The organism is uncultured Campylobacter sp. (genome assembly GCF_937890585.1).
Taxonomy (GTDB): Bacteria; Campylobacterota; Campylobacteria; order Campylobacterales; family Campylobacteraceae; genus Campylobacter_A.
Genome location: NZ_CALACG010000083.1, coordinates 1 through 6,745 on the forward strand (window position 1 = coordinate 1; position 6,745 = coordinate 6,745).

Sequence of the window (6,745 nt, forward strand, 5' to 3'; positions counted from 1 at the left end):
TTTTAGTAGTCAAATTTATAGAGAAATTTACTGATTGATCTTATCAAGCAACTCTTCAACCTCTTCAAGCGCAAAGGCCTCTTCTGAGCTTTGTTTTAAAAAGCTCTCCATAAATTCTTTCTTCGAGATCGCAAGGTCAAGCTCCTTGTCGCTGCCCTTTTGATATGCGCCGATGCGAAGTAAAACTTCATTTTCTTTTAAAAGCGAGTAAAGGCGCTTAAATTTCATCGCATTTAGCTTGTGCTCTTTGCCGATCACGTCGCCCATGACACGCGAGGCCGAGTTTTGGATATTGATAGGTGGGTATATGCCAAAGTCCGTTAGCTCGCGGCTTAGCACGATGTGGCCGTCTAGGATAGAGCGGCTTTGGTCAGCTATCGGGTCGCTCATATCATCGCCCTCGACTAGCACGGTGAAAAACGCCGTGATACTGCCCTTGCCCTCCTCTTTGCCGGCGCGCTCCATTAGCTGTGGCAAGAGTGTGAGCGAGCTTGGCGGATAGCCCTTTGAGGTCGGTGGCTCGCCAAGCGCAAGGCCGATCTCACGCTGCGCCATCGCAAAACGTGTCACGCTATCCATGATGAAAAGCACGTCGTTGCCCTGCTGTTTGAAGTATTCAGCCACGCTCATCGCACAAAAGGCGCCGTATTTTCGCATGAGTGAGCTATCATCACTTGTCGCTACGATGATTACCGTGCCCTCTAGGTCGCCGCCTAGGTTTTTTTCGATAAATTCAGGCACCTCACGGCCACGCTCGCCTATTAGCGCGACTACTTTTATGGGAGCTAGAGTATTTTTTACGATCATGCCCATGAGGGTTGATTTGCCCACGCCTGAACCTGCAAAAATCCCCAACTTTTGCCCCTTGCCACAAGTAAGCAGCCCATCTATCGTCTTTATGCCAACACTAAAAGGCTCGTTTATAAGCCCCCTTTTCATCGCATCTATGGGCGCTCTCATGATCGGCATATATTCAGTCGTATCGATCGCCCCCTTGCCGTCAATTGGCTTCATAAATGGATCGACCACGCGACCAAGTAAATTTGGCCCCACTGGTATGCTCATGCCCTGATCGCTCTCATAGACAAAGTCGCCTATCCTAAAACCCTCGACAAAGCCAAATGGACTGATATAAGCGCCATCTGTCTTTATCTGCGTGACCATGCCAAGGCCGTTTTTGCTCTTGTCTTTTGCCACTATGCGCACGATGTCGCCGATACTTGGGCGAAGTCCGGTGATCTCTATCGTAGTAGCTGTGATCTTTGTGATGACACCGAAGGTATTTGAGAGCTTCACGCCCTCTTTAAGCCTTGAATTTATACGCTCTAAGCTCAAAAATGCGTTTCCCTAGGCGAATTTATCAGCGAAAAAAACTCCCGCCTTGTGTCTGCGTTTTTGATAAAGCAGCCTCTAAGCGCCGAAGTCGTGGTAGTCGAGTTTATCTTCTCAACTCCCCTCATCTCAACGCACATGTGCCTAGCCTCGACGACTACTCCAACGCCTTTTGGAGCGATAACGTCCTCAAGCGCCTTTGCGATCTGCTCGGTCATCTGCTCTTGAATTTGTAGGCGTCTGGCGTAGATATTTACCATGCGTGGAATTTTACTAAGGCCAACGACCTTGCCATTTGGGATGTACGCCACATGCACACGGCCAATTATTGGCAGCAAATGGTGCTCACAAAGGCTGTAAAACTCGATGTTTCGCATTAAAACCATCTCGTTGTTTGAGCTAGTAAAAAGAGCGTCACCAAGGACTTCTTTTGGGTCTTGATCGTATCCGCTAGTTAGAAATTTAAAAGCTTTATAAACGCGCTCTGGGGTTTTGATAAGCCCCTCTCTGTTTGGATCTTCACCGATGATAGTTAGCATATTTTTAACTGAATTTTCAAAACTCTCTTGCATAAATTTTCTCCATAATTTTATCGCCAAATTCTACGTTAAAACGCCTTTTATATCTATAATTTACAATGAAATAAGGAAAATTCTGCTATATTTTGGGCTAAAAATTTGTATTCATAAAGGAATTCGATGGAAATCAAAACAAAAGCTCTAGATAGCGTAAATACCCTAGCAAGCACGACTGTAAGTGCAGATGCTATAAAGTCTAGCGTAGAAAAACTAGCAAAAAAAGCAGCAAAAACTATGAAAGTAGATGGTTTTAGACAAGGCCATGTGCCAGTCGCTGTCGTGCTAAAACGCTACGAGAAAGAGCTAACAAACGACGCTGAGCAAGATGTCTTAAGAGATGTAGTCGAAGAGGCTATCAAACAAGCAGGCAAGAAAAATGACGACCTTATCGGCGAGCCTATCGTTTCAAAATTTGACAAAAAAGATGACAAGATCGACGTTGAGCTAACAGTATCATTTAAACCAAGCGTCGATGTGAGTGGCTATGAGAGCTTGATACCTGAGTTTTCAAACCCACGCGTTTTGAAAAAAGATATCGATGAGAAAAAAGCTGAACTTTTAAAAATGATAGCTCCACTTGAAAAAGTAGAGAGCAAAAGAGGCCTAAAAGTTGGCGATTTTGCTAAATTTGACTTTGAAGGCTTTGTTGATGGCGTTGCATTTGAAGGTGGTAAGGCTGAAAACTACGTGCTTGAGATCGGCTCAAATCAATTCATCCCAGGCTTTGAAGATGGCATGGTAGGCATAAAAGCTGGCGGCGAAAAAGATATCGAGGTTAAATTTCCAGAGAACTATGGCGCTGCACATTTAGCTGGCAAAGACGCTGTTTTTAAAGTCAAACTTCATGAAATTCAAGAGAGAAATATCCCTGAAAAACTAGACGAAGAGATGCTAAAAACTATCCTTCCAAATGAAGAAAAACCAACTGAAGAGCTACTTGAAGAGCGCATAAAAGAGCAAATTCGCCAAGAGAAAATTTATAAGCTTATAAACGAAGAGCTAAAACCAAAATTTGCTGAAGCTGCGGTTGAGAAATTTAAATTTGACGTGCCAAAAAATATCGTCGAGCAAGAGATCGATATGCAGTTTAGAAACGCATGGAGCTCATTTACTCCAGATGATATGAAGAAATTTAGAGAGGACAAAGACGCTCTAGCTAAAAAACGTGACGAGTATAGAAAAGACGCTGAAAATAGCGTTCGCCTAACTTTCATCATAGATGAGCTAGCTCGCGTAAGAGGCGTGAAAGTGAGCGATCAAGAGGTCGTTCAAGCGATCTATTTTGAGGCATATAGAAGCGGTCAAGATCCAAAAGCGCACCTTGAGATGTACCGCAACCAAGGCATGCTTCCAGCTATAAAGATGTCGATGATCGAAGAGAAGCTATTTAGCGAGCTTTTCAACAAAGAGAAAGACGAGAAAAAAGCAAGCAAAAAAGAGAAGGCTGAATAATGAGCTATTACGTTCCTGTCGTAGTTGAAAGAACTAGCAGAGGTGAGCGAAGCTATGATATATACTCCCGTCTTTTAAAAGACAGGATCGTTATGCTAAGTGGCGAGATAGAGGACGGCATGGCTGCTTCTATCGTCGCTCAGCTGCTATTTTTAGAGGCTGAAGATCCAGATAAAGATATATACCTTTACATAAACTCACCAGGCGGCGTGATAACAAGTGGCTTTAGCATATATGACACGATGAACTACATAAAGCCAGATGTTTGCACGATCTGCATCGGTCAGGCCGCTAGTATGGGTGCATTTTTGCTAAGCTGTGGCGCACCTGGAAAGAGATATGCGCTGCCAAATTCTCGTATCATGATACACCAACCACTTGGCGGTGCTAGAGGACAAGCGACTGATATTGAGATACAAGCACGTGAAATTTTACGTTTAAAAGAAATTTTAAATGGAATTTTGGCAAAAAATACAGGCCAAAAGCTAAGCAAGATCGTAAAAGACACTGAGCGTGACTTCTTTATGAGCTCAGCCGAAGCTAAAGAGTACGGACTTGTCGATAAAATTTTGGAGAAAAGTTTTAAGTAAGGCCTAAAGTGATAAAGATAGATAACGCCCCAGAACCAAAGAGAAAAGCGGTTGAACCAAAACATTCCATTAAAAAAGAAAAGGCAAATATCTATAAATTTTCAGAGGGTGTTTTAAACGAACTAAGCGGCGACAACGTCCCATCTACGCCAAACAACTACTCTATCTATTTTGAAAAGATGCTTGATAATCAACCTGAAGAATTTAGAAAAGAGATCGGCGATATCATCGTGGCAAATTCTGAAAGCTCGGTGCCTACAAATGGCAACATCTCTATCGAAAAAGAGATCAAACAAGGCTTTATCCAGATAAAAGGCATGCTTCAAGCGGTTGTGCTAATCTATAAAAATTTAAATGTTATGAGAGGCCTAGTACAAAAGCGCATGGAGGCACTTAAAACAAACACCAATATACTTGCTTTGCAAAATGTCCTAAGCGCCTTTAACCAAGACCTTATCAAACTAAACGACCTCATGGATAAACATCTCGATGTGATTAAAATAAGCTATGAAGAAATAGGCAAGATGTTTAAAACCATCGAAGAACAATCTATTTACGACACAAGCTATGAGGTTTATAACAAGAAATTCTTTCTAGCCACCATCCAAAGTGAAGTTGAGGCCGTTAAAAGATACAACTACAATGCATCGTTTTTAATGGTAAAAGTAAAAAATAAATTTACAAATCGCATCAGCAACCTAAAAGAGCGAAATAATATGCTTAAAAGCATGTCGCAACTTCTTTTAAGAACCTCACGTAGGAGCGATATAGTCGCACACTACGGCGATGGCTGCTTTGCTATGGTGATGAAATACACCGACGAAAACGGCACAAAGCAAGCGTGCGCTAGAATTTTAAACATGCTCTCATCTATGCCATGGAAGATCGACAACGAAGAGTGCAAACTAGATGTGCAGATCGTCTCAAGCATGATCTCAAAGACAAAGAGCACCGAAGAGCTGCTATCTCACGCACTTGACAAGCTAGAGACCAACCAAGACCTAAATGAGCCACTATTTTTAGACGAGAAAGCAGAGAATTAGTTTGATCCTAGAAGTTTTATCCTATCCAAATAAAAAACTTTATGAAATTTCAAAAGAGGTCGAAGTCTTCGATGAGAAGCTTCACAAACTTCTTGATGATATGTACGAGACGATGATCGCAAAAGAAGGCATCGGTCTTGCAGCTATACAAATAGGCGTTGCAAAGAGAATTTTCATCATAAATTTAGCCAACGAAGAGGGTGTGCAAGATAAAGAAAATTTAATCGAGATCATAAACCCAAAATTTGAGCTACGTGAGGGCGAGTGCGTCTATCAAGAGGGCTGCCTTAGCGTGCCTGGCTACTACGAGGACGTTAAGCGAAGTGAGGTCGTTAGCATTAAATTTCAAGACCGCTTTGGCAAAGAGCGGACCTTAAAAACTGACGGGCTACTAGCGATCGCTATCCAACATGAAAATGACCACCTAGACGGACATCTTTTTATAGAAAAAATAGGCTTTAACAAACGCAAAAAATTCGACAAGGAATACAAAAAGCAAAAAAAAGAAAAGACATCATGAAGTCCCTAAAATGTGCTACATACGGCGACGGACTAAAGATCATTGATGTTGAGTCTATCTTTTCGCGTGGGCTTCCTGGCTTTAGTATCGTGGGTCTTGCAAGCACAAGTATCAAAGAGAGTACAGAGCGCGTAAAGGCGGCACTTTTAGCGCTTGACTTTGCCTTTCCAGCGCAAAAAATAACCATAAATTTATCCCCCTCAGACCTACCAAAAAGCGGCTCGCATTTTGATTTAAGTATCGCGCTTCTCATCGCTCTTCAAAAAGCAAAAAGCTTGGAGAAAATTTTTGTTTTTGGCGAGCTTGGACTTGACGGCAGTGTAAAAAGCACGGCAAATTTGTTTTCAATCCTGCTTTTTTTAAGCACGCAGGTGCAAAAGGCAAAAATTTTAGTGCCTAGTGAGATAGCCGCCAAAGCCTCGATGATACCAAATTTAGAGGTTTATGGCGTTAGCACACTAGAAGAGGCGATCAAGTTTTTTAGTGACGCAGAATTTGCTAAAAGCACGCATTTTAGCGCCACGCACGAGCTATTTTCAAATGTGATAGAAATTGGTGGCAAAAGATATGTTCCAAATTTAAACTTCGAGCTTGATTTTAAGGACGTTTTGGGTCAAGAAAGAGCTAAAAGAGCCTGCGTCATCGCAGCCGTTGGCATGCACAATATCCTATTTGAAGGTAGCCCAGGCAGCGGCAAGAGCATGTGCGCAAAACGCCTCGTCTATATCATGGCGCCACAAAGCCTAGAAGAGGTGCTAAAATCCGCAGCCTACCGCTCGCTAAATTTGCAAGATAGCGAATTTACAAGCACTAGAGTCTTTCGCTCGCCGCACCACACCTCGACAAAAAGCTCGATCTTTGGCGGTGGCTCAAACGTCGCAAAGATCGGCGAGATCGCACTTGCAAATGGCGGAGTGCTATTTTTTGATGAGTTCCCACACTTTCCTAAACAGGTAATAGAAAGCCTAAGAGAGCCACTTGAAGACAATCAAATCCACATCGCAAGGGTAAATTCAAAAGTGACTTACGAGACCAAATTTATCTTCGTAGCCGCACAAAATCCCTGCCCTTGTGGAAATTTATTCTCACGCAACCTAAACTGCAAATGCAGTGAAAACGAGATAAAAAACTACAAAGCCAAAATTTCAGCCCCAGTGCTTGACCGCATAGACTTAAAAGTCGCGATGGATGAGAGCTCGCCAGATGACAAGGCAAGTTTAAGCTCACAGC

At 42.7% G+C, this 6,745-nt stretch carries 7 protein-coding genes; 5 read left to right on the top strand and 2 right to left on the bottom strand.

Annotated features, from left to right (window positions below; all coding sequences use genetic code 11):
* Positions 1-27: 27 nt before the first annotated feature.
* Both fliI and folE read right to left on the bottom strand, forming a co-directional pair.
* Positions 28-1,335, bottom strand: a complete 1,308-nt coding sequence (gene fliI, locus Q0296_RS02320) for a flagellar protein export ATPase FliI (RefSeq protein WP_004317323.1) — start codon at positions 1,333-1,335, stop codon at positions 28-30.
* Positions 1,332-1,904, bottom strand: coding sequence for a GTP cyclohydrolase I FolE (gene folE, locus Q0296_RS02325; protein ID WP_004317386.1), 573 nt, complete (start codon positions 1,902-1,904; stop codon positions 1,332-1,334). Before folE ends, fliI begins: the two co-directional genes overlap by 4 nt.
* Before the next feature lie 126 nt (positions 1,905-2,030).
* On the opposite strand from folE, the gene tig reads away from it, so the two are divergent.
* The 5 genes from tig to Q0296_RS02350 form a co-directional block, all read left to right on the top strand.
* Positions 2,031-3,362 (top strand): trigger factor, encoded by a 1,332-nt coding sequence (gene tig / locus Q0296_RS02330; protein WP_298036086.1) that lies wholly within the window; start codon positions 2,031-2,033, stop codon positions 3,360-3,362.
* Positions 3,362-3,952 carry an ATP-dependent Clp endopeptidase proteolytic subunit ClpP gene (clpP, locus tag Q0296_RS02335; protein ID WP_004317374.1) on the top strand — a complete coding sequence of 197 codons (591 nt, stop codon included), beginning with the start codon at positions 3,362-3,364 and terminating at the stop codon, positions 3,950-3,952. The genes tig and clpP overlap by 1 nt, the downstream gene beginning before the upstream one ends.
* Before the next feature lie 8 nt (positions 3,953-3,960).
* Entirely contained in the window at positions 3,961-4,995 is a 1,035-nt protein-coding gene (locus Q0296_RS02340) for a diguanylate cyclase (protein WP_298036087.1), read from the top strand.
* Between the two features lies 1 nt (position 4,996).
* Positions 4,997-5,515, top strand: coding sequence for a peptide deformylase (gene def / locus Q0296_RS02345; protein WP_298036089.1), 519 nt, complete (start codon positions 4,997-4,999; stop codon positions 5,513-5,515).
* Positions 5,512-6,745 (top strand): YifB family Mg chelatase-like AAA ATPase (locus Q0296_RS02350; protein WP_298036090.1); only part of this gene is annotated, 1,234 nt, incomplete at its 3' end. The genes def and Q0296_RS02350, both read left to right, overlap by 4 nt.

What these genes read in the sequence shown, in the direction of transcription:
- tig (WP_298036086.1), top strand. Translation starts at nt 2,031, where the DNA reads ATGGAAATCAAAACAAAAGCTCTAGATAGCGTAAATACCCTAGCAAGC.
- clpP (WP_004317374.1), top strand. Translation starts at nt 3,362, where the DNA reads ATGAGCTATTACGTTCCTGTCGTAGTTGAAAGAACTAGCAGAGGTGAG.
- folE (WP_004317386.1), bottom strand. Translation starts at nt 1,904, where the DNA reads ATGCAAGAGAGTTTTGAAAATTCAGTTAAAAATATGCTAACTATCATC.